The organism is Curtobacterium sp. HSID17257 (assembly GCF_003989515.1).
Taxonomy (GTDB): domain Bacteria; phylum Actinomycetota; class Actinomycetes; order Actinomycetales; family Microbacteriaceae; genus Curtobacterium.
Map to the genome: position 1 here is coordinate 1 of NZ_RBLU01000006.1, position 22,873 is coordinate 22,873.

At 71.2% G+C, this 22,873-nt stretch carries 20 protein-coding genes and 1 tRNA gene; 6 read left to right on the forward strand and 15 right to left on the reverse strand.

Features of this window, described 5'->3' with window-relative positions:
- Position 1 precedes the first annotated feature (1 nt).
- The 7 genes from D8M35_RS02095 to D8M35_RS02125 form a co-directional block, all read right to left on the reverse strand.
- Positions 2-1,243: a DUF58 domain-containing protein gene (locus tag D8M35_RS02095; protein ID WP_126890327.1), complete on the reverse strand. Its 1,242-nt coding sequence runs from the start codon at positions 1,241-1,243 to the stop codon at positions 2-4.
- An 89-nt stretch (positions 1,244-1,332) separates the two neighbouring features.
- Positions 1,333-2,325: a MoxR family ATPase gene (locus tag D8M35_RS02100; RefSeq protein ID WP_126890328.1), complete on the reverse strand. Its 993-nt coding sequence runs from the start codon at positions 2,323-2,325 to the stop codon at positions 1,333-1,335.
- A gap of 259 nt (positions 2,326-2,584) precedes the next feature.
- On the reverse strand, positions 2,585-3,916 hold the full coding sequence (locus D8M35_RS02105; RefSeq protein ID WP_126890329.1) for a hypothetical protein: 1,332 nt from the start codon (positions 3,914-3,916) through the stop codon (positions 2,585-2,587).
- A gap of 86 nt (positions 3,917-4,002) precedes the next feature.
- The gene (locus D8M35_RS02110) at positions 4,003-5,010 is read right to left on the reverse strand and encodes a glycosyl hydrolase family 18 protein (protein ID WP_126890330.1); all 1,008 of its coding nucleotides are present in this window, start codon (positions 5,008-5,010) and stop codon (positions 4,003-4,005) included.
- Positions 5,011-5,126: 116 nt separating this feature from the next.
- A tRNA-Ser gene (locus D8M35_RS02115) sits at positions 5,127-5,216 on the reverse strand.
- A 344-nt stretch (positions 5,217-5,560) separates the two neighbouring features.
- Positions 5,561-6,235, reverse strand: a complete 675-nt coding sequence (locus tag D8M35_RS02120) for a GntR family transcriptional regulator (protein WP_126890331.1) — start codon at positions 6,233-6,235, stop codon at positions 5,561-5,563.
- A 149-nt stretch (positions 6,236-6,384) separates the two neighbouring features.
- Complete coding sequence (locus D8M35_RS02125) at positions 6,385-7,785, reverse strand: MFS transporter (protein ID WP_174234676.1); 1,401 nt, start codon at positions 7,783-7,785, stop codon at positions 6,385-6,387.
- 249 nt (positions 7,786-8,034) lie between these two features.
- On the opposite strand from D8M35_RS02125, the gene D8M35_RS02130 reads away from it, so the two are divergent.
- The 3 genes from D8M35_RS02130 to D8M35_RS02140 all read left to right on the forward strand — a co-directional run bounded on the left by D8M35_RS02130 (position 8,035) and on the right by D8M35_RS02140 (position 12,878).
- A complete protein-coding gene (locus D8M35_RS02130) occupies positions 8,035-9,234 on the forward strand; it encodes a cobalamin-independent methionine synthase II family protein (protein ID WP_238638058.1) in 1,200 nt (399 codons plus the stop codon).
- A 199-nt stretch (positions 9,235-9,433) separates the two neighbouring features.
- Positions 9,434-10,849, forward strand: coding sequence for an AAA family ATPase (locus D8M35_RS02135; protein ID WP_126890332.1), 1,416 nt, complete (start codon positions 9,434-9,436; stop codon positions 10,847-10,849).
- The gene (locus D8M35_RS02140) at positions 10,842-12,878 is read left to right on the forward strand and encodes a VWA domain-containing protein (RefSeq protein ID WP_126890333.1); all 2,037 of its coding nucleotides are present in this window, start codon (positions 10,842-10,844) and stop codon (positions 12,876-12,878) included. The genes D8M35_RS02135 and D8M35_RS02140 overlap by 8 nt, the downstream gene beginning before the upstream one ends.
- A gap of 58 nt (positions 12,879-12,936) precedes the next feature.
- Here D8M35_RS02140 and D8M35_RS02145 read toward each other — a convergent pair whose 3' ends face one another.
- The 3 genes from D8M35_RS02145 to D8M35_RS02155 are packed head-to-tail and all read right to left on the reverse strand — an operon-like array spanning position 12,937 to position 15,042.
- Positions 12,937-13,713, reverse strand: coding sequence for an SCO1664 family protein (locus tag D8M35_RS02145; protein WP_126890334.1), 777 nt, complete (start codon positions 13,711-13,713; stop codon positions 12,937-12,939).
- Positions 13,714-13,737: 24 nt separating this feature from the next.
- Complete coding sequence (locus D8M35_RS02150) at positions 13,738-14,265, reverse strand: DUF3090 domain-containing protein (protein ID WP_058749661.1); 528 nt, start codon at positions 14,263-14,265, stop codon at positions 13,738-13,740.
- 33 nt (positions 14,266-14,298) lie between these two features.
- Positions 14,299-15,042, reverse strand: coding sequence for an MSMEG_4193 family putative phosphomutase (locus tag D8M35_RS02155; protein ID WP_126890335.1), 744 nt, complete (start codon positions 15,040-15,042; stop codon positions 14,299-14,301).
- Positions 15,043-15,133: 91 nt separating this feature from the next.
- Between D8M35_RS02155 and D8M35_RS02160 the strand changes: the two genes are divergently transcribed.
- A complete protein-coding gene (locus tag D8M35_RS02160) occupies positions 15,134-15,562 on the forward strand; it encodes a BLUF domain-containing protein (RefSeq protein WP_161972564.1) in 429 nt (142 codons plus the stop codon).
- Between the two features lie 70 nt (positions 15,563-15,632).
- Here the strand turns inward: D8M35_RS02160 and D8M35_RS02165 are convergent, their stop codons facing one another.
- The 5 genes from D8M35_RS02165 to D8M35_RS02185 all read right to left on the reverse strand — a co-directional run bounded on the left by D8M35_RS02165 (position 15,633) and on the right by D8M35_RS02185 (position 20,286).
- Positions 15,633-16,244 carry a ScbR family autoregulator-binding transcription factor gene (locus tag D8M35_RS02165; protein ID WP_161972565.1) on the reverse strand — a complete coding sequence of 204 codons (612 nt, stop codon included), beginning with the start codon at positions 16,242-16,244 and terminating at the stop codon, positions 15,633-15,635.
- A 90-nt stretch (positions 16,245-16,334) separates the two neighbouring features.
- The gene (locus tag D8M35_RS02170) at positions 16,335-16,805 is read right to left on the reverse strand and encodes a BLUF domain-containing protein (protein WP_126890338.1); all 471 of its coding nucleotides are present in this window, start codon (positions 16,803-16,805) and stop codon (positions 16,335-16,337) included.
- 136 nt (positions 16,806-16,941) lie between these two features.
- Positions 16,942-18,315 carry a sugar ABC transporter substrate-binding protein gene (locus D8M35_RS02175; RefSeq protein WP_126890339.1) on the reverse strand — a complete coding sequence of 458 codons (1,374 nt, stop codon included), beginning with the start codon at positions 18,313-18,315 and terminating at the stop codon, positions 16,942-16,944.
- Between the two features lie 13 nt (positions 18,316-18,328).
- Positions 18,329-19,282 carry a carbohydrate ABC transporter permease gene (locus D8M35_RS02180; protein WP_126890340.1) on the reverse strand — a complete coding sequence of 318 codons (954 nt, stop codon included), beginning with the start codon at positions 19,280-19,282 and terminating at the stop codon, positions 18,329-18,331.
- A 32-nt stretch (positions 19,283-19,314) separates the two neighbouring features.
- On the reverse strand, positions 19,315-20,286 hold the full coding sequence (locus D8M35_RS02185; RefSeq protein ID WP_126890341.1) for a carbohydrate ABC transporter permease: 972 nt from the start codon (positions 20,284-20,286) through the stop codon (positions 19,315-19,317).
- 196 nt (positions 20,287-20,482) lie between these two features.
- On the opposite strand from D8M35_RS02185, the gene D8M35_RS02190 reads away from it, so the two are divergent.
- Together D8M35_RS02190 and D8M35_RS02195 are read left to right on the forward strand one after the other, a co-directional pair.
- Positions 20,483-21,718, forward strand: coding sequence for a Gfo/Idh/MocA family protein (locus D8M35_RS02190; protein WP_126890383.1), 1,236 nt, complete (start codon positions 20,483-20,485; stop codon positions 21,716-21,718).
- 99 nt (positions 21,719-21,817) lie between these two features.
- The gene (locus D8M35_RS02195; RefSeq protein ID WP_126890342.1) at positions 21,818-22,831 is read left to right on the forward strand and encodes a LacI family DNA-binding transcriptional regulator; all 1,014 of its coding nucleotides are present in this window, start codon (positions 21,818-21,820) and stop codon (positions 22,829-22,831) included.
- The last annotated feature ends 42 nt before the right edge of the window (positions 22,832-22,873 follow it).

Below are 22,873 nucleotides of genomic sequence, written 5' to 3' on the forward strand. Positions count from 1 at the left end.
CTCACCGGGCGCTCCCCTGCGACCGGGTACCGGCGACCGGCACGACGAGGGTCCGCCAGCCGGCGCGGTCGAGGATGCCGCGCACCACGGGGTCCGGCGGCACGATCGTGGCGAGGATGCCGCGGCTCGATCCGCTCGTCGCGGCGACGAGCTCGGCGGCCTGCTCGGCGGTGCACCGGCCGGTGACGACGGCGGTCATGCCGTGGACGTCGCGGCCGTGGACCTCGGGCAGGACCTCGGTGACGGGACGGGCGTCCGAGCGGACCCGGACGTCGGCGAGCCCGACCAGCACGTCGGTCAGGCTGCCCACGTCGCCGGTGTGCCGATCGGCCCGCGGGGTGTCGTCGCTCACGAGCACCACGCGCGAGGTCCGCGCACTGAGTGCCCGGGCGACGCTCGCGGCGACGACGACCGCGTGTTCGAACGCGGCGTCGCCACCGAGGTCGCTGAGCTCGGCGAGGTCGTCGCGGCCGAGCGCCTGGTAGGACTCGCGTCGGACGTCGATCGCGATGACGGCCTCCGGCGGTTGCGCCTGGGTGGTCTGGCGGACGTGGAGCTCACCGCGTCGGGCGCTCTGGGCCCAGTGCACGCGACGGATCGGGTCGCCCTGCCGGTAGGGCCGGAGCTCACTGTCGTCGGCGGAGCCGCCCTGGCCGACACGCCCCTCGTCCGCCGACACGGCACCCGCGAGCGCCCCGGTGTCGATCGCGCCGAGCGTGGTGGAGGCGGGCACGACCACGAGCTCCTCGGCGGGGACGACCGGGCGGTCGATGCGCAGCAGCCCGAACGGGTCCTCGACGCGGATGGTCACCGGGCCGACCAGGGTGCGCCCGCGGTGCATCGCCAGGGCCTCGACGTCGAGCACCGCCGGCGGCTCGTTCGGACCGACCAACGCGTACGTCTCGGCGTCGGACACGCTGGCGAGGGCGTCCTCGAGCTGCTCGCGCACGAGCAGCGTCGTCCGCGGGCCGATCGGCAACGAGGTCCCCCGCAGCGTGATCCGTTCACGGTGGACCTCACCGACCTGCACGACCGCACGGGCCGTCGACCGGGTGGCCCGCAGCGGCGCGGCGACGACGAGCGCCATCACGATCCCGAGCACGAGCAGCACGAGCAGCAGGAGCCCGGCGGAGACGGCGATGCTCGTGGTGGCGACGAGACCGCCGCCGACCAGGGCGACGCCCGACCCGAGCACCGTCCACCCCCGGGCGGTCGGCCGCGGGAACGGCGTGCGCCGGAGCATCGCTGCACCGCGTCGGCCGGTCCGGAGCACCCACGACCGAACCGCTCCGGCGCGCAGCGCGGTCGTCGAGGGCCCTCCGCCGTCGGGCATCAGGAGCGGACGGCGGCCGAGGCGAAGGGCACGGCGGTGTCGGACACGATCCGCACGACCACGTCGCGCGCGGTGTCCTCGGCGCCCCCACCGAGTCCGCGGGCGACCGGGACGAGCCGGTGGGACAGGATCAGCGGGGCGAGGTGGGCGACGTCGTCGGGCGTGACGAACGGGCGGCCGAGCAGCGCGGCGTGGGCACGGGCGGCCTGGGCCAGGTGGAGGGTCGCGCGGGGGCTCGCGCCGAGCACGAGGTCCGGGTGCGACCGGGTCGCACGGACGATCGCGACGATGTAGGCCTCGACGTCGGGGGCCAGGTGCACCCCGCGCACCGCGTGCACGATCGCCCGCAGCGTCTGGACGTCGACGATCGGTCGGAGCGACGACAGCGGGTCACGGGTCCCGCGCGCGGCGAGCATCCGGCGCTCGGCGTCGGCGCTCGGGTACCCCATCGCGATGCGGGCCATGAAGCGGTCGCGCTGGGCCTCGGGCAGCGGGTAGGTGCCCTCCATGTCGATCGGGTTCTGCGTGGCCACGATCATGAACGGCGACTCGAGCGGCCGCGTCACGCCGTCGACGGTGACCTGCGCCTCGGCCATCGCCTCGAGCAGGGCCGACTGGGTCTTCGGGCTCGTGCGGTTGATCTCGTCGCCGATGACGACGTTGGCGAACACCGGTCCGGGCGAGAACCGGAAGGTGCCCGACGACTGGTCGTAGATGTTCACGCCGGTGACGTCGGAGGGCAGCATGTCCGACGTGAACTGGATGCGGTTCACCGTCCCGCCGACCGTGGCACCGAGCGCCTTCGCGAGCACGGTCTTGCCCACGCCCGGGACGTCCTCGACGAGCAGGTGCCCCTCGGCGAGCATCACCGTGAAGGCCGTGCGGATCGCGTCGACCTTGCCGTCCACCACGGTGGAGACGGCCGCGACGACATCGTCGCCCACCGCCCGCACGTGCTCGATCGGGAAGGCTCGGTCGGTCTGGTCCGGCACGCAGGCCTCCTCGTCTCGGGACAGGTGTCGTGCATGCTACAACGGCGCGGTGACAGGCACCGGAGGATGCGTCACCGATCATCCGGAAGGCACACACGGGCGCTGTCTCGCGGCGGACGGGAGGCGCGTAGGGGCTCCGTCGGGGATCCCGCTCTCGTCACGCACTGCGCAGGACCCTGACCACCGGCTCCGATCCGGTGCGTTGCGTCGCCACCCGTTGCCCAGGCGCACTCCGCTCCCGCCGCGGCCGCGTTCCCGGTCAGGCGCGCTCGAGAACAAGCGGAAGGATGAGCACGACGCAGTAGACGGCGAGACACGTCCAGGACAGAGCCGCAACGATCCTGAGCCGCATCGGGTGCTCGTCCCCGTCACCACCCGCCTTCGCCACCCTGAGCAGCAGCTGCGGCACGACCGGCAGCCAGAAGAACCAGGCTGCCACCAGCGACGGGGATGCGGTTCTCCGTGGACTGACCTCTCCGAGCGCTTCATCTGCCCGCTCGACTGCGCGATCGAGACGACGAGCAGCGAACACGATGACCACTCCGACCACTCCGTCCCCCTGCCCGCGCACGGAGACGAGCGCGATCAGGGCCGGCGGGCCGAGGAACACGACGATGCATCCGACCAACTGTCCGTACGCATCGCCGAGGTCAGCGGCGTCTCTCGACGTCGCGAGTGCCAACCAGGTCGTCCCGCCGTACACCACGAGGATCAGCACCGGCATGACGATCACCATCACGCCGTCGAGCACCTGTCTGCGGGCCACGGCCACGACCGCGGAGATCGTGGTGAAGAAGCAGCCGATCGTCACGGAGAGTGCGACCAGTGCGAACCCGATGATGAGTCGCGGGCGCTCCTGTCCGGCGACCAGCCACCAGACGAGCCAACACGCCACACTGACCAAGCCGATGAGCAGGACCGCCCGAAGGTATGCCGCACGTTCCCCACCGGAGGGAAGCCGTCCCCGTGCTTCGACCGCCGCTGTCAGGTTCCGCTGCTGGACAGCACGCCGGAGAATCGGGTCGTCTGGGAGCTCGGCAGCGACGAAGGTCTCTGCTGACACGACCGCGAGCACGATGCTCGCGCCTACCGGCCCGAGGATCCGGAGCAGATCGATCTCGTCGCCGGGGCGAGCGAACCACCACAAGCAGAGGTAGCACAGCCAGAACGCGGACATGCCCGCAACGACCGCCAGGAATGCGACGGTCCGCCGACGACCAGCTTCAGCCGCGTCGATCTGCTCGGTGAGATCGCTCTCCTTGTTGAGCGACCGAACACTGACCTGCAACGCGAAGAGCAAACCGCTCAACAGAGCGTATGCGGCCATGACGTTCGCACCCGAGGTCGGTTCGGTCCGCACCGCACCTCCGATCGGACCCTGCGCTGCCCCGGCGCTGAACTCGTTGAAAGCGAGCAGCAGTCCGATGAACAACGCCACGCCGAGCGAGATCACGGCTTGCTTGACCACGACCGATCTGACGCGAGCCGCATGATCGTCCGCACCCCTGACGAGATCGGCTGCGGCGCCGTCTCGGTCAGGGCGTGACCTCTCCGAGCCGAGCAGTCGACGTGCAGTCCCCAGCATGCGCACGGGTCGATGCTAACCGGCTGCCACCGAAGGGGGATGAGACCACGAAGGACCGGCCGCGGGCTCGGCCGTCCGCATCTCCTCCCGACTCACCGAGGGAGTGGCCCCGTCGTCAGCGACCAGAGCGCCACGCCGTGCAGTCCGAGTCGCTGTGCCAGCGTGACGCGCGCCCGGTAGGAGCGCGCGTCCGACCAGTGCAGCTCGCGGCCGTCACCGAGGGTCGCCGACCACTCCCCTGCCTGCTCCGACCACCGCGCGGCACGGCCGGCCAGGGCTCGGGCGTGCGCCGGCGACACCTGCCCGGCGTCCGGTCCGCCCCACAGGTACCCGTACCCGGCGGCGCCGAGGTCGATGCGGTCGGCGTCCAGCCCCTCGTGCTCGGCCGCCTCGACGACCCGCTGTGCCCACGGCAGGGCCCCGATCGTGCCGGGCGCGCTCCAGGGACCGTGCTGGTCGTAGGTCATCAGCACGAACCGGTCGACGTGCTCCGCGAGCCGACCGAGGTCGTACCCGGTGTCCCGGAAGCCCGCCGCCGAGGTGGACGCCATCACCGCCATCGACACCGGGGCTCCGGCGCCGAGCTCGTCGTGCACCGCGTCGTCGAGTGCAGCCGCGAAGGCGACGAGTCCCGCGCGGTCACGGTCGCGCAGCGATTCGAGGTCGATCTGCACGCCGGCGCAGTCGTGGTCGTGCGCCAGCGCCGCCAGCTCCCGGGCGACCCGTTCGCGGGCGACCGGGTCGGCCAGCAGCGCCGAGGCGGTCTCCGGCGAGAAGTCCGCGAGCGTCTCGGAGTAGTTGCTGACGAGGAGCTCCGGTCGAGCACCCCCGCGGGCCGCAGCACGGGCGAGTCGGTCGACGCCGTCGGGCAGTGGTGCGAGACCCTGCCCGTCCGCGGTGAGCGTGACACCGTCGATGCCGATCGTGCCCGCCCGCTCGGCGGCGGCGCGCACCCGCGTGGCGGCCGTCGGCGATCCCGGCTCGACGTACGCCTCGACCGCGGGACCGTGGGCAGCGGACGTGTCGGCGCAGCCGGTGAGCGCGGTGGCGGTCACGACCAGGGCGACGACGACGACGGAGCGGGCGGACGAGCGGAGCACGGGCCAACGGTAACGGGCAGACCGAGACGCCGCCGAGGCACCGCGCTCGCCGGGAGCTCGGGCGCACCGTGCCGGAACGACAGAACCCCCGCCGGTGGCGGGGGTTCTGTGTGGTGCGGAGACGGAGGGATTTGAACCCTCGGTCCCCTCAAAGGGGACTCCACCTTAGCAGGGTGGTGCACTCGGCCGGACTATGCGACGTCTCCGTGCGCTCTCTCGAGCGCGTGTCCCACCATACAGGAGGACGAGCGTCCTCTCGACCTCACGCGACGACACGGTCACGTCGGCTCGATCGCCGGGTCCCCTGAAGTGGGGACAGGTGGGGGTTGTCGGGTCGTACCCCGACGCCTAGCATCGACGGGACGCGGACATCACGTTCCGGGGGCATCACCTCCCCTGTCGCCGCGACACAGCACCAGACACCATCCCCCCTTCTGCCGAGCCCGACGCACTCGATCGCGGCGGCCCGGACGGGGACGGTCGAGGGGCGCGGACCCGGTCCGCGCCCCCGCTCTGGGTGCTCGTCACCGTGTGCTGCCCTCGCCACACCTCAGGCAGCCGAGCGGAACCGGTCCGGCAACGCGATGAGGTCCTCGGCCAACCCCAGGAGCTCGGACGCGCACAGGTCGAGCTGTCCTCGCTCCGCCGCAGCGGCAGCCCGCTCGACCTGCTGCACCCGAGCGCGCCGCCCGACGACGGCGTCGATCCCGTTCGCCACGGCGACGTCGTCGGTGAAGAACGTGTCGAGTACGGCCCGCTGCGCCGCGAGCCAGTCGGCACTGACGATCGCACCACGCCGTCGCAGGTACCAGGCGCCGAGCTCGACGAGCGCCCCGGCCTCGGTCAGGCAGGACCGGAGCACGTGCGCATCGAAGGGCTCGTCGACACCCTGGCACCCGGGCGCGGGATCGGCGATCATCGCCCGAGCGACCCGGAGCCGCTCGACCATCTGACCGACGGACCAAGGCGCGACGACGACCCCGACGTAGCGCTGCACGCTGACGAGCCGCAGCGACTCGAGCGGGACGAGCGCTTCGCGCACAGGTGTCCGCGAGACCTGCATGTCGCGGGCGATGTCGTCGAGCCGGAGCCGCTGCCCCCGCCGGTAGACCCCGCGCAGGACGTTCTCGAGCAGCTTGAGGAAGACGGCGTCCCGCAGCAGGCTGCGCCGGATGCCGTTCGGGTCGGGGACCCGGTCGTTCCCCGAGGACGATGACCGATCCATCGCCCCAGGGTCACGCACGACGACCACCGGGGGTTCCGGGGGTGGGCGACCGGTGGAACGATCCGGTCGGTGTCGGGATGTGGAGGAGTGACATGCCGAGACCCTCCCAGCGGGAGGGTCTCGGCGCTAAACATCACGTATACGAAATCTTACTTCTTGGACTCGCCGGTGAGCACGGACAGCGGTTGGGTGATGTCCTCGAGTCCCTTGCGCGCCGCGTCGACCCCGAAGATCAACGCCACGATCCCGCCGGCGATCATCACCGCCGAACCGAGCAGGTACCCCCAGAAGAGCGGTTCGCGCGACGACCCGTCCCCGATGAACGCGCCGTAGATCGCGGGCGCGACCGCACCGAAGATCTGCGCCAGCGCGAAGAAGTACGAGATCGCCTGCGACCGCAGCTCGAGCGGGAAGATCTCGCTCACGGTGAGGTACGCGCTCGACGCCCCGGCCGAGGCGAAGAAGAAGGAGACGCACCAGAACACGACCTGCACGGTGGCGCTGATCGCATCCGCACGGAACAGGAACGCCGAGGTCGCCAGGACGAGCCCGGACACCAGGTACGTCAGGAAGATCATCTGCCGCCGACCCCAGGTGTCGAAGAAGCGGCCGAGCAGGATCGGCCCCAGCAGGTTGCCGATGGCGAACGGGAAGAAGTAGACGGCCGTCTCGGCGGTCTTCAGGCCGAAGAAGTTCGTGAGCACCAGGGCGTACGTGAAGAAGATCGCGTTGTAGAGGAACGCCTGCGTGATCATCATCGTCGCGCCCACCAGGGTGCGGGTCGGGTACTGCTTGAGCAGCACCTTGGCGATCGTCAGGAACCCGACCTTGTCGAGCGGCGTGACGGTCATGGCCTTCGACTGGTCGACGTCGGGCAGCCGGTGCCCGGTCGACTTCTCGACCGAGGCCTCGATCTCGGAGACCGTGCGCTCGGCCTCCTCCTCGCGCCCGTGCGTCATGAGCCACCGTGGGCTCTCCGGGATGTGCCGCCGCAGGAAGATGATCGCGATGCCGAGCACCGGGCCGAGGAAGAACCCGATGCGCCACCCGATGTTCTCGGCGAAGATCGACGTGTCGAGCAGGTAGATGTTGGCGAAGGCGCCGAGCGCGGCACCACCCCAGTACGTGCCGTTGATCGCGATGTCCACGTGACCGCGGTACTTCGACGGGATGAGCTCGTCGATCGCCGAGTTGATCGCCGCGTACTCACCGCCGATGCCGAGGCCCGCGACGAACCGGAACGCCGCGAGGAACCAGAAGTCCTGCGCCAGGCCCGCGATGCCCGAGCCGATCAGGTAGATCGCCAGTGTGAGGATGAAGAGCTTCCGACGCCCGAGGCGGTCCGACATGCGCCCGAAGACGAGCGCTCCGACGACCTGTCCGACCAGGTAGATGGTCCCGAGCAGGGTGACCTGCTGCGTCGACAGGTCGAGGTCTGCCTGGAAGCCGGCGTTCGACACGATCTGAATCTCGAGTCCGTCGAGGATCCACGAGACCCCCAACCCGACCACGACGCTCCAGTGGAACCGCGTCCACGGCAGTCTGTCCATCCTGGCGGGGACCAGGCTCTTGATCGCCCCGTTCGTCGTACTGCTCACGAGAGCGGACCGTACTCCGGAGATTCCAGGCTGGTTCCCAGTGCCAGCGCAGCTTTACGTCCTCACAGATTCAGGAAGTCGTGCAAGGCGGACGGGAGGCGCGGGACGGGCCCGAACCGCGCCTCCCGTCCGCCCCGTGCCGGGTGACGCGCGGCGTCACGTCCGCACCCGTCGCGCGTCCGCCTCGGTACCGTGGCCGACGTGCCGCTGCAGAACTCGACCGACCGCATCCTGACCACGCACACCGGGTCCCTCCCGCGGACGCCCGAGCTGACCGCGCTGCTCGTCGCCCGCGACCAGGGGAAGCCGTACGACGAACAGGCGCTCCGTGACGAGACCGCCGCCGTCCTCGCGCGGACCGTCGACGCGCAGCTCGACGCCGGGATCGACGTCGTGAACGACGGCGAGGTCCCGCGCGTCGGCTTCTCCACGTACATCCGCGAGCGGCTGTCCGGCTTCGGCGGGTCAGGGCACCGCAAGCCCACGCTCGACAGCGTGAAGTTCCCGGAGTACGCGGCGTTCCAGGCCCGGCAGATCGACGAGGGCGCCGAGTTCGCGCGGGTGTGGGACACCCCGCTCGCCCAGGGCCTGCTCGAGTACGACCAGGAGCGCGCCGGCATCCGCGAGGACCTCGACGGCTTCGAGCGCGAACTCGCCCGCAACGCCGCCGCCGGGCGCATCCCGGCGGGCACCTTCATCTCGGCCGCGACACCCGGCATCGTCGCGACGACCCTGCTGCTCGACGACGAGAACCCGCACTACCGCGACCACCGCGAGTACGTCTTCGCCCTGGCCGAACAGCTCCGCGTCGAGTACGAGGAGATCGTCGCGCGGGGGCACGTCCTGCAGCTCGACGCCCCCGACCTCGCCATGGAGCGGGTCATCCACTTCGGCGACGCGTCGCTCGACGAGTTCCTCGCCGCCGTGGACCTGCACGTCGACGCGCTCAACCACGCGCTGCGGAACATCCCGAAGGAACGGACGCGACTGCACGTCTGCTACGGCAACTGGCAGGGCCCGCACCAGGACGACGTGCCGGTCGACGTGCTGCTCCCCCACCTGTACCGGGCGGAGGTCGGGTCCTTCAGCATCCCGTTCGGCAACCCTCGGCACGCGCACGAGTTCCCGGCGTTCAGCGACCTGCCGCTGCCCGACGGCGCGGTGCTCGTGCCCGGCGTGATCGACGTGACGACGAACTACCTGGAACACCCGCAGCTCGTCGCGAACCGGATCGTCGAGGCCGCGGAGGCCGTCGGCGACCCCACGCGGATCGTCGCGGGGACGGACTGCGGCCTGGCCACGTTCGCGAGCTACGAGTTCGTCGCTTCGGACGTCGCCTGGGCGAAGCTGCGCGTGCTCGCCGAGGGCGCCGAGATCGCGTCGCGCCGCCTGTTCGGCTGACGCTCCCGCCGCCCGTCCCGGCACGTTCGACAGCGAGACGCCGGCGTCGGCACGAGACGCACCCGACGCGGTGAGACGCCGCCGGATCCGGGGGCGTCTCACGTGGTCGAGGGCGTCTCGCAGTACAGGGACGCGGTCGTCAGCTGACACGAGGCGGACGGGAGGCGCGTGGTGGGTCCGTCTCGCGGCTGACGTCCGCATGTCGGTGCGCGGGCGTAGCGTGCGGACCGTGACCCGACCTGACATCCACACGGTCGGCGAGCTCCGCGCTGCTGGGCACGTCCAGAAGTCGGTCCGCGCCGAGATCCGCGACAACCTCCTCCGGGCCCTGCGCGAGGGCCGCGACCCCTGGCCCGGTCTGCACGGGTTCGAGACGACCGTCATCCCCCAGCTCGAACGCGCGCTCATCGCCGGGCACGACGTCGTGCTGCTCGGCGAACGCGGGCAGGGGAAGACCCGTCTGCTCCGCACCCTGCAGGGACTGCTCGACGAGTGGACCCCGGTGATCACCGGGTCCGAGCTCGGCGAGCACCCGTTCGAACCGATCACGACGGCGAGCATCCGTCGTACCGAGGAGCTCGGCGACGCCCTGCCGGTCTCGTGGGTCCACCGCGACGAGCGCTACGTCGAGAAGCTCGCGACCCCGGACACCAGCGTCGCCGACCTGATCGGCGACGTCGACCCGATGAAGGTCGCGGAAGGGCGCAGCCTCGGCGACCCCGAGACCATCCACTTCGGCCTGATCCCCCGCGGCCACCGCGGCATCGTCGCGATCAACGAGCTCCCCGACCTCGCGGAGCGCATCCAGGTCGCGATGCTCAACGTGATGGAGGAGCGCGACGTGCAGATCCGCGGCTACGTGCTGCGCCTGCCCCTCGACGTCCTGGTCGTGGCCAGCGCGAATCCCGAGGACTACACGAACCGTGGCCGGATCATCACGCCGCTGAAGGACCGCTTCGGCGCCGAGATCCGCACGCACTACCCGATCGAGCTCGCGGACGAGGTCGCGGTCATCCGGCAGGAGGCCCAGCTCACCGCGGAGGTCCCCGACGCCCTGATCGAGATCCTCGCCCGCTTCACCCGCGCCCTCCGGCAGTCCAGCGCCGTCGACCAGCGCAGCGGCGTCAGCGCGCGCTTCGCCATCGCCGGGGCCGAGACGATCTCCGCCGCAGCCGTGCACCGCGCGGCGCGGCAGGGCGAGGAGCACCCCGTCGCCCGGCCGATCGACCTCGAGACCGCGGTCGACGTCCTCGGCGGCAAGATCGAGTTCGAGAACGGCGAAGAGGACCGTGCCGACGAGGTCCTCGAGCACCTGCTCCGCACCGCGACCGCCGAGACCGTCCGCTCGCGGTTCCGCGGCATCGACTTCAGCGTCCTCGTCGAGGCGCTCGACGGCGGCACGATGGTGACCACCGGCGAGCAGGTCAGCGCCCGCGCGTTCCTCGAGGGACTGCCCTCGATCGGCGAGTCGGACGTCTACGACCAGGTCTGCGAGCGGCTCGGTGCGACGGACGACGGCGAGCGGGCAGGCGCGATCGAGCTCGCACTCGAGGGGCTCTTCCTCGCTCGACGCATCAGCAAGGAGTCGGGGGGCGGCGAGGCCGTCTATGGCTAGTCGGCAGAACCGCCGCCTGACCCGCGACGCCCGGTACGGGAAGACTGCCTCCTACGGGAAGTACGGGGGCGGGCCGGATCCGCTCGCTCCCCCGGTCGACCTGTCCGAGGCGCTCGACGCCATCGGCGAGGACGTCATGGGCGGCACCTCGCCCGAGCGCGCCCTCCGCGAGTTCCTCCGGCGCGGCGGCCAGACCCAGCGCGGACTCGACGACCTGATGCGTCGCGTCGCCGAACGACGGCGCGAGCTCACCAGCCGGAACAACCTCGACGGCACCCTGCAGCAGGTCAAGGAGCTCCTCGACGAGGCCCTGCTCGCCGAGCGCGGTGAGCTCGCCCGGAACGTCGACCTCGACGACGGCGACCGCGCCCTGGCCGAGATGCAGCTCGACAGCCTGCCGCCGTCGCCCGCGAGCGCCGTGCGGGAGCTGAACGGTTACGAGTGGAAGAGCCCGACCGCCCGGCAGAAGTACGACGAGATCAAGGACCTGCTCGGACGCGAGGTGCTCGACCAGCGGTTCGCCGGCATGAAGCAGGCGCTCGAGAACGCGAGCGACGAGGACCGCGCGGCCGTGTCCGACATGATGCGCGACCTCAACCAGCTGCTCGAGGACCACCGACGGGGTACCGACACGCAGGAGCAGTTCGACGCCTTCATGGCGCAGCACGGGCAGCACTTCCCGTCCGACCCGGAGAACGTCGAGGAGCTGCTCGACGACCTCGCCGCACGAGCCGCTGCCGCCCAGCGGATGCGGAACTCGATGACGCAGGAGCAGCGCGACGAGCTCGATGCCCTGGCACAGCAGGCGTTCGGTTCGCCGGACCTGATGAGCCAGCTCGGGCAGCTCGACGACAACCTCCGTGCGCTCCGTCCCGGCGAGGACTGGGGCGGCTCGGAGCGGATGGACGGCGAGCAGGGCCTCGGGCTCGGCGACGGCACCGGCGTCTTCCAGGACATCGCCGACCTCGATGCCCTGGCCGAGCAGCTCGCGCAGTCCGGTCCGGGATCCGACCTGGCCGACCTCGACCTCGATGCCCTGCAGCGCCAGCTCGGGGACGAGGCAACGGTCGACGCCCGGACCCTGCAGCGGTTGGAGCAGGCCCTCCGGGACTCCGGGGCCCTGAAGCGCGGCTCGGACGGGCAGCTCCGCCTGAGCCCGAAGGCGATGCGGCAGCTCGGCAAGAGCCTGCTCAAGGACGTCGCCGAGCGGATGTCGGGGCGCCAGGGTGCCCGCGACCTCCGTCGGTCCGGCGCGTCCGGTGAGCCCTCCGGTGCGACGCGTCCGTGGGCGTTCGGCGACACCGAACCGTGGGACCTCCCCCGGTCGATCACGAACGCCCTGGTCCGGACGGCGGCCGACGGACGGACCGGCGCGGGCGTCCGCCTGACGATCGACGATGTCGAGGTGCAGGAGACCGAGGCCCGGACGCAGGCCTGTGTCGCGCTGCTCGTCGACACGTCGTTCTCGATGGCGATGGAGGACCGCTGGGTCCCGATGAAGCGCACCGCCCTCGCGCTCCACACCCTCGTCAGCACCCGGTTCCGCGGGGACGACCTGCAGCTCGTCGCCTTCGGTCGCGAAGCCGAGGTGATGGACGTCGACCAGCTCGTCGGCCTGGACGCGCAGTGGGACAAGGGCACGAACCTGCACCACGCCCTGCTGCTGGCGAACCGGCACTTCCGGAAGCACCCGACGGCCCAGCCCGTGCTGCTGGTCGTGACCGACGGCGAGCCGACGTCGCACCTCGAGCCGAACGGGCAGGTCTGGTTCGGCTACCCACCCGACCCGGTGACGATCGCGCTGACCGTCCGCGAGCTCGAGAACGCCGGCCGGCTCGGCGCGCAGACGACGTTCTTCCGGCTCGGTGACGACCCCGGGTTGGCGCGGTTCGTCGACGCGATGGCTCGGCGGGTGGACGGCTCGGTCGTCGCACCGGAGAACGACGACCTCGGGGCCGCCGTGGTCGGGTCGTACCTCGGAGCCCGGCGCGGAGGCACGTCCCTGTTCGGCGACGACTGGACGGGCTGAACGCCACCACCCGCCGGACGGGAGGCGCGGTGCCGGCCGGTGCCGCGCCTCCCGTCCGTCAGAAGAGCGGCCAGGGGACGGCGGGGCCGTTCCCGGGCGGCGGCGGGAACATCCCGACCGCGCGCAGCGCCGCGCAACGGGCCCGCAGGTTGTCGATCTCCCCGCGGGTCAGGTGCTCGGCCAGCGCGACGCCGAGGTCGCCCCGGAGCGCCTCGGACACGCGGTCGAGCCCCTCGAGCTCGTCCGGGTCGAGCGGTTCCCCGATCCAGCCCCACAGGACCGTGCGGAGCTTGTGGTCCACGTGGAAGGTCAGCCCGTGGTCGACGCCGTAACGGTGCCCGTCGGGCATGGCGAGCACGTGCCCGCCCTTGCGGTCGGCGTTGTTCACCACCACGTCGAACACGGCCATCCGGCGGAGCGCCGCGGTGTCCTCGTGCACGAGCGTGACCGGCTGGTCGTGCTCGTCGATCGCCTCGAGCACGGGCAGCCACGGGGTGCCCTCGGCGTCGGCCTCGTCGGTCGGCACCAGGTCGACGGCGTCCTGCTCCGGGTCGACGTCCTGCCAGCGCTGGACCATGCCGAGGCCGAACGGGCCGTCGCCCAGCCACGTGGGCGGCACGACGCCCCACCCGAAGGCCTCCGAGACCAGGTGTGCGGCCACCTCACGGCCGGCGAGGGTGCCGTCGGGGAAGTCCCACAGCGGACGCTCCCCCTCGATCGGCTTGTACACGACGGACTCACCGTCGAGCTCGGCGAGGAAGGTGGCGTTCGACGCCTCGCGGATGCGCGCCCGGATCGTCAGCGGGCCGTCGTACCGGGGTGCAGCGTCGCTCATGCGGCGGGGCTCATTCCTCGGGGCTCACGCGTCGCCGGGGCGTCGACCTGCCGCGACGACCTCGCGCGTGCGTTCGACGAAGGCCCGGGCGCTGCCGACGGGGATCTTCACCTGGAAGACCTCGGCTGGCTCGGGCATCTCGACGACGGCCTCGACCTCGTCACCGTCCTCGTTCGTCTCGGTGACGATCTCGAGTTCGTCCTCGATCGGGTACGCCTCGATGACCACCTGCGCGGTCGCCGGGTCGAACCCCAGGCTCAGGGCACCCGCACGGAACTCGGGCTCCACCGGCTGGTCGAGCGGGGCGGCGTCGCGGAGCTCGGACGGCGCCGCCGGCGGGACGCTGAAGCGGTTGTCCTCGACCGTCGCGACCTCGTCGAGGAGCTCGGCGACCTTGTCCGCGAGCACCGCCGACTGCTCCTTCTCGAGGGCGACGCTGGTCACCCGCTTGCCGTCGCGCGCCTGCAGGTAGAAGGCGCGCTCGCCCGGGCGGCCGACCGTCCCGACGACGAGACGTTCCGGCCAGTCGAAGCCGTGCACGATGGTGGGCATGACCCGATTGTAGGAGCGTGCGGCTCCGTCCGTTCAGGGTCGAGCAGTCCCCGGCCGACCGTCGCCCGCCCCGTCGGACGAGCGCGTCCCGTCGTGCCCGGCTCCGCCGCCGACCGCGGTGTCGCCCGAGGGGGCCGGCGCCGCAGCGAGCCACGACAGGTCGCCCGAGTCGGTGTTCGTCGCGACGACCTCGGGCCGGTGCTCGCCGTAGCGGACGACCGACACCGACGCCGGGCCGACGGCGATCCGCTGGAACAGGTCGAGGTGCATGCCGAGGGCGTCGGCGAGGACGGACTTCACGATGTCGCCGTGGCTCACCGCGACCCAGACGGCGGTCGGACCGTGCTCGGCCTCGACCTCGGCGTCGATGCGGCGGATCGCGGCGACGGCACGGGACTGCATGGTCTGCATGGACTCGCCACCGGGGAACACCACGGCGCTCGGGTTCGCCTGGACCGTTCGCCACAGCGGCTCCTTCGCCAGGTCCGTGAGCTTGCGGCCCTGCCAGTCGCCGTAGTCGGCCTCCGTGATCGCCCGTTCGACGCGCACGTCGGGGCTGCCCTGCTGGCGGGCGAGCAGGGCACGGGCGGTCTGCCGGCAGCGCTCGAGCGGGCTCGTGACCAGCGCGGCGAGGGGGATCGGTGCGATGCGCTCGGCGGCACGGTCGGCCTGCTCGCGGCCGACCCGGTCGAGGACGACCCCGGCGGTGCGACCCGCCAGGACGCCGGTCGCGTTCGCGGTGGTGCGTCCGTGCCGGACGAGGAGGACGGTCGCCATGCGGTCGATCCTAGGCACCCGGGCCGACGGTGCGCGAAGCGGATGGCGGACAGTGGTCGGCGCCACGCCGGTCATGCACGAAGATGGTCCGGTGCTCGTCTCCATCGTCTACATGAGCCGCTCCGCGGTGCCCTTCGACGACGATGCACTCGCCGAGCTCCTGCGCGAGTCACGGCTGCGGAACGAGGCGCTCGGGGTGTCCGGGCTGCTCGTGGCGAAGGGCGGGCGGTTCATGCAGCTGCTCGAGGGCCCGGCGTGGAGCGTGGACGACCGCTTCGGTGCGATCGCGCGCGACCCCCGTCACGACGGCGTCAAGTCGCTGGTCCGCGAGGACATCGAGCGCCGACGGTTCGACGGCTGGTCGATGGCCTACCGGTCGCTCGACGACACCGACGTCGCGACCGAGGACGGCTTCAGCCCGTTCCTGTCCGGCACGATGGACTTCACCCCCGAGTTCGACGGCACGAGCGCCGCGTGGCTGCTCAAGTGGTTCCGCGACCGCGAGCTCACCGACCGCTGACGCCGCCCGCCGACGCCGGACGCCGACTCCGACCGCTGACGCCGGCCGCCCGCCCGGCGGCTGACCCGGTTCAGACCGTCGTGACGAACGTGTCCGCGACCACCCCGAGCAACCGCGCCCGGTGCGCCGGGGCGGCGGTCGCCTGCACGACCACCCGCCACATCACCGCGACGGCGGGGTCGAGGTCCGCGCGGCCGCTCCGCACCTCGGCGACCAGCTGCACGCCGGTGAAGTACGGCACGACCGATCCGCCGAGCTCCTCCGGGGTGAGGTCGGTCTCCAGCTCCCCGCTGCCGATCGCGAACCGGAACACGTCGACGATCCCGCCGATCCACTGCTCGTAGAACGACGACGTCGCGCCGGAGAACTCGCCGCGTTCGAGCGACAGCCGGATGCCGGCGCGGACGATCGGGTCGGTGCGGAGCAGGTCCGCGATCTGCTTCGACGCACCGATCAGCGCGGCCGTCGGCGAGGTGGCGTCGTGGCTCACCTCGGCGAAGGTCCGCGCGTTCTGCTCGTCGATCACGCCGAGGGCGAGTGCGAGCTTCGTGGGGAAGTGGAAGTGCAGCGTCCCCTGCGCGACGCCGGCGCGCCGTGCGACGGCGGCGATCGACGTGGCGGCGAAGCCGACACGGTCGAACTCCTCCGCCGTGGCCACCAAGATCTGCTCACGTTTCCCCACGTGACCAGTGTCACGGACGGGAGGCACGGTGCGGGCCTGCACCGTGCCTCCAGTCCGAGGGTGGTCGCGCTGGGGCGTCGGGAACGACGACTAGGCGGCGTGACGGGCCAGGGTCATCCGCTCCTCGGGCACGTCCTGCAGGTCGCGCCCGCGGAACCAGCGGAGCAGCCAGTCGGCCGGCGAGCCGGCCAGGTCGGCCGGCAGGCCGGAGCGCTCGGTGAGGAAGGTGTTGAAGCCGGGCTCGTCGCGGACCTCGAGGTCCGAGGGGTTGCCGAAGGCCATCGACCAGCCGTCGAAGCGGCGGGTGTCGATGTCCTCGCGGGAGAGCGACTTGACGTCGTGGTGGCGGGTGTCGCGCTCGATCGCGGCGAAGCGGTCCTCGACGCTCCAGGACGGACCCTCGAGCACCTGCATGAAGCGGCCGCCCTTCGCGAGCAGGAGCCCGGAGACACCGAGCGCGTCGTTGCGCAGGCGGGCTTCACGGAGCATGGCGACCAGCTGGTCGTCGGTCATCTCGTCGACGGCGACGGACATGTACACGAGTGAGGTGAGTTGCGTCATCGGCGCCAGTCTGTGTCCTGCTCGGGCGGAGGGTCAACGCGGTCGTCCGCACACCGCAGTCGGGTGCGGTGTGCGGACGACCGCGTCGGTGGGCGGCAGGGCACGCCGGTGTGCGGCGCACGGCCGGAGCCACCGCTCAGGTCAGCGCGAGGAGCGTGTTGACCTGCTCGTTCACGCCGGTCAGCGTCGAGACGGGCCTGCCGTTCGCGTAGATGCCGTCGAACGCAGGCTGCACGAGCGCCTGCACGTCGGCGGGGTTCCGGGTGACGGGGAACAGGAACGTCGTGCCGTCCGCCACCTGCTCGGTGAACGCGGAGACGTCGAGCCCGCGCTCCCGGAACGCGGCGACCGCGGCGTCGGTGCCCGACCGGCGGGCCGGGAAGACGATGCCTGCGCGGCCGACGATCTCCTGCGCCGCGGCGCTGCCGAGGAACGCCACCCACTTCGCTGCGGCCTCGGGGTTCCTGGCCTGCTTGGTGATCGAGTCACCCAGGCCGTTGAACATCGACGCGCGGTGCCCGATCGGCCCCTTCGGTGTCGGTGCGATGGCGACGTCGACGCCCTGCAGGTTGGCGTAGGCGCCGATCATCCACGACCCGTTGAACGACAGCGCGACCTTCTTCGACCCGAGCTGCACGTCCGGACCGGTCGTCGTGGAGAACACCCCGTACTTCGGCATGTAGCCCTTCTCGGCGAGCCCGAAGTACCAGGAGATCGTCTTCTGGAACGCGGGGTCGTCGTAGCGGAACGCGTTCCCCCAGGGGTTCCTGTTCGTGTAGAACCAATCGATCGAGCCGGTGAACGGCGACCACTGCGTCTGCCCGAACCCGTCGCCACCGCTGCCGTTGGCGCTGATGCCGTAGACCGCCACGTCCGACTTGTCGAACCCGGGCTCGTCGCCGCGGCGCCCCTTGCCGTCGATCGTCAGGTGCGCGACCGCCCGTTCGAAGCTCCCGCCGTCGTCCGGGTTCCACTCGAGGGCGGCGAGGTCCTCGGCGGTGTAGCCGGCCTTCGCGATCACGTTCCGGTCGTAGAACATCGCGACCGTGTCCCAGTCCTTCGGTGACCCGTAGCGGTGCCCGTCCCGACCCTTCCAGAGCTGCGCGAGACCGGACTGGTAGTCGTCGTCGCGGATCGCGCTCGTCGCCTCGAGCTCGTCCAGCTCGTAGAGCACGTCGAGGTCGGCGAACTGCGGGAACTTCGACAGGTGGTCGGTGAAGACGTCGGGCGCGGTACCGGCGATGAACCCGGCGGTGAGCTTCGTCCAGTAGTCGCTCCACCCGAGCTGGGTGATGCGGATCCGGATGTCGGGCTCCTCACGCTCGAAGGCCTTCGCGACGGCCTGGTAGGCGGGGAGCTGGTTCGCGTCCCACAGCCAGTAGGACACCGTGCCGGTCGCGCCGCTGCGCGGGTTCGGGTTGCTCGGTGACGAGCAGGCGGCGAGGGCGCCGAGCGCCAGGGCCGAGGCACCGCCGGCGAACAGTGCGCGTCGGGAGATGGAGTGCGTCATGTGCTGGGGTTCCCTACTTGATCCCGGAGAAGCCGATGGAGTTGACGATGCGCTTGGCGAAGACGCCGAACAGCACGATCATCGGGAGCGCGGCGACCAGGGTCGCCGCCATGAGGCCCGCCCAGTCGGTGCCGGACTGCGGGGTCTGCGACTTGAAGACGCCCAGCGCGACCGTGAGCACCCGGGAGCTGTCCGTGTACGACACCATGAGCGGCCAGAAGTAGTCGTTCCACGCGGTGATGTAGGTGAGGACCGCCAGCGTCGCGATCGGCGCGGAGGCCATCGGCAGGACGAGCCGGAAGAACACCCGGACCTTCCCGGCGCCGTCGATGAGCGCGGCCTCCTCGACCTCGCGGGAGATGCCGAGGAAGAACTGCCGCAGGAAGAACACCGCGAAGGGGGTCATCAGCATCGAGGGCAGCGCGATCCCGAGCAGGGTGTCGACCAGACCGAGTGACTTGATCAGGGTGAAGTTCGGCAGGAGCGTGAAGATCGTGGGGACCATGAGCCCGGCGAGGAACACCCCGAAGACCTTGTCGCGTCCGGGCCACCGCAGCCGGGCGAAGGCGTAGGCGGCGCCGGCGGAGAAGAACACCTGTCCGACCGTGATCATCGTCGCGGTGACGACCGAGTTGAGCAGGTACTGCCAGAAGTTGATCGCCGCGCCGGAGCCGCCCTGCGCCAGGGCCTCCTCGGTGGACTGCAGGCCGAACACCCGCTCGAACCCGCCCAGGCTGAAGCCGGTCGGGAGCAGTGAGGTCGGGTCGGTGGAGATCGCCCCGTTCGACGACAGCGCCGTGCGGAGGATCCAGTAGAAGGGGAACAGGGTCACGGCGATCACGGCGATCATCGCGGTCCAGGCGAGCACCCGTCCGACCGAGGGCTTCGGGCGCGGGGGCTTCGCGCCGCGTGTGGTGAGGGCGCGCGTGGTGGTGGGTTCGACCACCGGGGGCAGGGTGCTGGTCATCGTCGACTCGCTTCCGGTTGCTTCGATGGCCGTCAGTCCAGGTCGCTCTCGCCGGAACGCGAGAGCCGGTACTGGACGACCGTGATGATGCTCAGGACGACGAGGAGTGCCACCGAGACGGCGGACGCGTACCCGAACTGGAACCGGCCGAAGGCCAGGTTGTAGATGTAGTTCTGCACGACGTTCGTCGCGTTGGCGGGCCCGCCCTGGGTGGTGATCGCCACCGTGTCGAACACCTGGAACGACCCGATGATCGTGATGATCAGGACGAGCGACAGGATCGGGCGGAGCAGCGGCACTGTGATGCGCCAGAACATCTTCCACTCGCTCGCCCCGTCGATGCGGCCCGCCTCGTAGACGCTCTCGGGCAGTGCCTGCAGGCCGGCGAAGATGAGGAGCGCGGTGTAGCCGACGTTCCGCCAGACGTTGATGAAGGCGATGGTCGGGATGCCCCAGACGTCGCTCTGCAGGAACGGGATGCGACCGACGCCGATCGCCGACAGGACCTCGTTGCCGATGCCGAGCTGCGTGTCGAGGATCCAGAGCCAGATGAGCGCCGCGACGACGTTCGACACGAGGTAGGGCGCCAGCACGATGCCCCGCACGAAGGTCGACTGCGTGAGCCGGTGCATCATGACGGCGATGAAGAGCGCCAGGACCGTCTGGAAGCCGATGTTCAGCACCACGTACTCGACCGTGACGGCCATCGAGTTCCAGAAGATCGAGTCCTGGACCAGGCGCTCGTAGTTCTGCAGGCCCGTGAAGACCGGCGGGGTGAGCAGGTTGTACGTGGTGAAGCTGAGCCAGATCCCCCGGATCGTCGGCCAGAGCAGGAAGACCGCGAAGCCGATCGACGCCGGGGCGATGAACACGAGCGCGAGCCACAGGTCGTTCCGTCGGCGGCGGCGTGGCGTGGTGGTCCGGGCACGTGCCGGGTCGGCGCTCCGTCCGGTCCGTGGTGGTGCCGTCACCAGGGGTGGTGACAAGGGGCTCTCGGTGGCCATCGCGACTCCTTCGTCTGCGGTGGACTGACGTCGGCAGTCCGTGGCCGGGAATCTACACGTGGGGACTCCCCCTCACAAGCATGGAGTCTTTGCGCGCTCCAAGGGGTTGTCACGTGTAGAACGCTGTGCCATGCTGGGCCGCGATCGTGACGGAGCGGCCTGCTCGGCGACACGTCCCCCCCACCTCGGAAGGTCACTGATGATCAGCATCGGAATGGTCGGAGCCGGCCAGTTCGCGCCCCAGTTCGCCAAGCTCTTCAAGATCCACCCGGACGTCGACCGGGTGTTCGTCACCGACGTCGTCGAGGGGCGTGCCGAGGACCTCGTCGCCGCCCAGCACCTCGACGGCACGCTCGAGGACTTCGATGCCGTCCTCGCCTCGGACGTCGACGCCGTCGCGATCTTCACGCAGCGCTGGACGCACGGCCCGCTCGTCGTCCGCGCACTCCGGGCCGGCAAGCACGTCTACTCCGCCGTGCCGATGGCGATCACGGAGGACGAGATCGCCGCGATCATCGAGGCCGTCCGCGAGACCGGGCTGACCTACATGATGGGTGAGACGAGCCACTACAACCCGGCCACCGTCTTCGCGCGGAAGCGGGTCGCCGAGGGCGCCTTCGGCCGGGTGTTCTACGCCGAGGGCGACTACGTCCACGACATGGACCTCGGCTTCTACGCCGCCTACCAGTACAGCGGCGGCGAGCAGTGGAAGCGCACCGCGAGCTACCCGCCCATGCTCTACCCGACGCACTCGGTCGGTGGTGTCCTCGGCGCGATCCCCGGGCACGCGGTCAGCGTCAGCTGCATCGGCGTCAAGGACGACCGCGACGACGGGGTCTTCGACAAGGAGGTCAGCCAGTTCGACAACGACTTCTCGAACGCGACCGCCCTCTTCGAGCTCGACAACGGCGGCGTCGTCCGGATCAACGAGATGCGCCGGGTCGGCTACCCGTCGCACCTCCGCGAGTCCCGCTTCCGGTACTTCGGCACCGAGGCCAGCTTCGAGCAGCTCGCCACCGTCAGCGTGTGGCAGGACAAGGAGGCCGTGCACGACGTCAGCGACCAGATCGACACCCGCCCGACGATGGAGCTCGACGACCCGCGTCTCGCCGACGTCGATCCGGCCCTCCGCGACGCGTTCGTGTCCGGCTACGCCCCCGTGCACGACGTCGACCGGCTGCCGGACGAGTTCGACGGGGTGCCGACCGGACACGAGGGCAGTCACCACTTCCTGGTCGACGACTTCGTCCGCGCGGTCGTCGACGGGACGCTGCCCCCGGTGAACGCCTGGGTCGCCGCGCGGTACACGCTGCCCGGCATCGTCGCGCACCGCTCGGCCCTGCAGGGCGGCGTCCGGCTCCCGGTGCCGGACCACGGGGACGCACCCGAACCCGTCACCAGCACCGTCTCGTCTAGGATCGCGAGCGAGTAACCCGCCTCGTGCGGCCCGGCCCGGCCCCGTCCCGCGACGGAGCCGGGCCGCTCCTGTCGGCCGCGAGCGGTCGACCGACCGACCGACGAAGGTGATCCAGTGAGCCTGCCGACCAACCCGAGGGCGGTCACCCGCGCGGACGTCGCCCGGTACGCGGGCGTGAGCACCTCGGTCGTCAGCTACGTCGTGCACGACGGGCCGCGCCCGGTCGCTGCCGCGACGGCTGCACGGGTGCGCGAGGCGATCCGGGTCCTCGGCTACCGACCGAACGCGAGCGCTCAGGCGCTCCGGACCGGCTCGTCGAAGATGCTCGGCCTGATCGTGCCCGAGCTCGACAACCCCTTCTGGTCGGAGCTCGCGGTGGCCGTCACGCACGCCGCGGCCGCCCGGGGGTACGACCTCCTGATCGCGAACAGCGACGGCGACGCCCAGCAGGAGCGGGAGCGACTCCGCACCCTGTCCGCCCGCCAGGTCGACGGCATCATCGTGACGAGCATCATGACGCACCCGGACCTGTCGTCGACGACCGACCCCGGCATCCCGATGGTGCTGCTCAACACCTTCTTCGAGGTGCCCGAGTACGCGAGCATCGGCGTGGACGCCCTGCGCGGCGCCCGCGAGGGCACGCAGCACCTCATCGACCACGGCTACCGGGAGATCGGGCTCGTCATGGGGCACACCGGCTCGATGGAACTCCGCGAGCAGGGGTGGATGCAGGCCCTCCGAGCCGCCGGGCTGCCGGACGGTCCGATCGTCCGCTGCTCGTTCGACCGTGCCGGCGGCTACGAGGCCGGCCTGCGGATGTTCGACGGCGGCACCGGACCACGGGCGGTGTTCGTCAGCTCCGACCTCCAGGCCGTCGGGCTCCTGCGCGCCCTGTACGAACTCGGGCTCCGCGCCCCCGACGACGTGGCCGTGGTGTCGTTCGACGGCGTGGCCGAGGCGGACTACACGAACCCGCAGCTCACCGTCGTGCGGCAGCCCGTCGAGACGATGGCCGCGGCCGCGGTCGACCGGGTGCTCGCGCGGGAGGACCCCGACGACCACCACCTCGACCTGGTGCCGGCGGAACTCGTGCTCGGCGCGAGCTGCGGCTGCGACGTGCGCCGCTGACGCTCTACGTCTTGTAGAGTGAGCGCTCGTGCGGCGCCGTGC

Excerpts from the sequence above, each read along its gene's own strand:
- D8M35_RS02095 (WP_126890327.1), bottom strand. The coding sequence starts at position 1,243 with ATGCTCCGGCGCACGCCGTTCCCGCGGCCGACCGCCCGGGGGTGGACG.
- D8M35_RS02120 (WP_126890331.1), bottom strand. The coding sequence starts at position 6,235 with ATGGATCGGTCATCGTCCTCGGGGAACGACCGGGTCCCCGACCCGAAC.
- D8M35_RS02125 (WP_174234676.1), bottom strand. The coding sequence starts at position 7,785 with ATGGACAGACTGCCGTGGACGCGGTTCCACTGGAGCGTCGTGGTCGGG.
- D8M35_RS02135 (WP_126890332.1), top strand. The coding sequence starts at position 9,434 with ATGTCGGTGCGCGGGCGTAGCGTGCGGACCGTGACCCGACCTGACATC.
- D8M35_RS02140 (WP_126890333.1), top strand. The coding sequence starts at position 10,842 with ATGGCTAGTCGGCAGAACCGCCGCCTGACCCGCGACGCCCGGTACGGG.
- D8M35_RS02145 (WP_126890334.1), bottom strand. The coding sequence starts at position 13,713 with ATGAGCGACGCTGCACCCCGGTACGACGGCCCGCTGACGATCCGGGCG.
- D8M35_RS02150 (WP_058749661.1), bottom strand. The coding sequence starts at position 14,265 with ATGCCCACCATCGTGCACGGCTTCGACTGGCCGGAACGTCTCGTCGTC.
- D8M35_RS02155 (WP_126890335.1), bottom strand. The coding sequence starts at position 15,042 with ATGGCGACCGTCCTCCTCGTCCGGCACGGACGCACCACCGCGAACGCG.
- D8M35_RS02170 (WP_126890338.1), bottom strand. The coding sequence starts at position 16,805 with ATGACGCAACTCACCTCACTCGTGTACATGTCCGTCGCCGTCGACGAG.
- D8M35_RS02175 (WP_126890339.1), bottom strand. The coding sequence starts at position 18,315 with ATGACGCACTCCATCTCCCGACGCGCACTGTTCGCCGGCGGTGCCTCG.
- D8M35_RS02180 (WP_126890340.1), bottom strand. The coding sequence starts at position 19,282 with ATGACCAGCACCCTGCCCCCGGTGGTCGAACCCACCACCACGCGCGCC.
- D8M35_RS02185 (WP_126890341.1), bottom strand. The coding sequence starts at position 20,286 with ATGGCCACCGAGAGCCCCTTGTCACCACCCCTGGTGACGGCACCACCA.